Source organism: Paenibacillus ottowii (genome assembly GCF_006874425.1).
Lineage (GTDB): Bacteria > Bacillota > Bacilli > Paenibacillales > Paenibacillaceae > Paenibacillus > Paenibacillus ottowii.
The window spans coordinates 1-1668 of record NZ_VIJZ01000037.1; the positions used below are offsets into that span (position 1 = coordinate 1).

Genomic DNA, 1668 nt, shown 5'->3' on the forward strand with positions numbered 1-1668 from the left:
TTGTGGGCATGTTAGGCATTTTGAAAGCCGGAGGTGCATATGTCCCTATCGATCCGACGTATCCGGAGGAGCGTATCCGCTACATGCTGGACGACTCGGGAGCAGAGCTGTTGTTAACGCAAAGCCATCTGGTGGACAAAGCAGCTTTTGATGGTCAGGTACTGGTGCTGAATGGGTCACAGAGTGTGTATCACGAGGAGGATTCCAACCTGGAGCCGTTGTCCGGTCCGAACGATCTGGCGTATGTGATCTATACGTCGGGTACGACGGGGCAGCCGAAGGGTGTCATGGTAGAGCATCGCAATGTCGTACGTTTGGTGAAAAATACAAACTACGCACAGTTGGACGCTGACACGCGCATTTTGCAAACAGGCGCTATTGTTTTCGACGCATCCACTTTTGAAATTTGGGGAGCGCTATTGAACGGTGGACGGCTTGTGCTAGTTAGACAGGATGTCATTTTGGACGTGCTCAAGCTTAAGGAAGCTGTTCACAGCCATGGCATTACCACGATGTTTTTGACTACACCGCTCTTTAACCAGCTGTCTCAGCAGGATTTGACACTGTTCGAGGGGATACGGGAGCTGCTGGTCGGTGGTGATGTGATGTCCGTACCACATATGAACCGGGTGCTAGAGGCCCATCCGTCCCTGCGAATCAGTAACATCTATGGCCCGACTGAAAATACAACCTTTTCCACAGTGCATGCGATCCCTGGTGTGCAATCGGAATCGGTGCCTATTGGCAGACCGATCCATAATTCGACAGCGTACGTCGTGGACCGTTCGATGCGGCTTCAGCCCGTCGGGGTATGGGGTGAACTACTGGTAGGCGGTGACGGGGTAGCACGTGGTTACCGTAACCGTCCGGACCTGACGTCCGAAAAGTTCATTGACAGCCCGTTCCGCAGCGGAGAACGCTGCTATCGCACAGGCGACATGGTACGCTTAAATGCGGATGATACGCTGGATTATAAGGGGCGGATCGATACGCAGGTGAAAATTCGGGGCTACCGGATCGAACTGAGCGAGGTAGAAACGCAGCTGTTGAAGCTGGAGGCAGTGCAAGAAGTTGTGGTCATTGCACGGGAAGATGAGCAAGGGCAGAAGCAACTCTGCGCTTATGTGGTCGCCGATAAGGAAGTTGTCGCAAGTGAGCTACGCAGCGCCTTGAGCCAGAAGCTGCCGGGTTACATGATCCCTTCCTATCTGGTACAGCTGGAGCAGATGCCGCTGACACCAAACGGTAAAATCGACCGCAAAGCCCTGCCAGCACCCGAAGACAGCCTGCAAAGCGGAGCCGACTATGTTGCACCGCGGACATGGGTGGAAGTGAAGCTGGCGCAAATTTGGCAGGACGTGCTGGGACTGGCGCAGGTCGGCGTGAAGGAAAACTTCTTTGAGATTGGCGGACACTCGCTGCGGGCGACGACACTGGCCTCAAGGATTCACAAGGAGCTGAACAAGCCGCTTCCACTGCGCAGCATTTTTGAAGCGCCAACGATTGAACAACTGGCAGCTGTGCTGGAAGGTCTAGATCAGGTGACGTATGCGTCCATTCCGGTAGCGGAAGAGCGCAGCTTCTATCCGCTGTCCTCGGCACAAAAACGACTGTATGTGCTGCATCAGTTCGATCCGCAGGATGTGAACTACAACATGCCGTCGGTGC

Annotated in this window: 1 protein-coding gene; it reads left to right on the top strand. The window is 54.3% G+C overall.

The features are described 5' to 3' along the window. Positions 1-1668: non-ribosomal peptide synthetase (locus tag FKV70_RS25795; protein ID WP_142614972.1), on the top strand; the 1668-nt coding region annotated here is incomplete at both ends.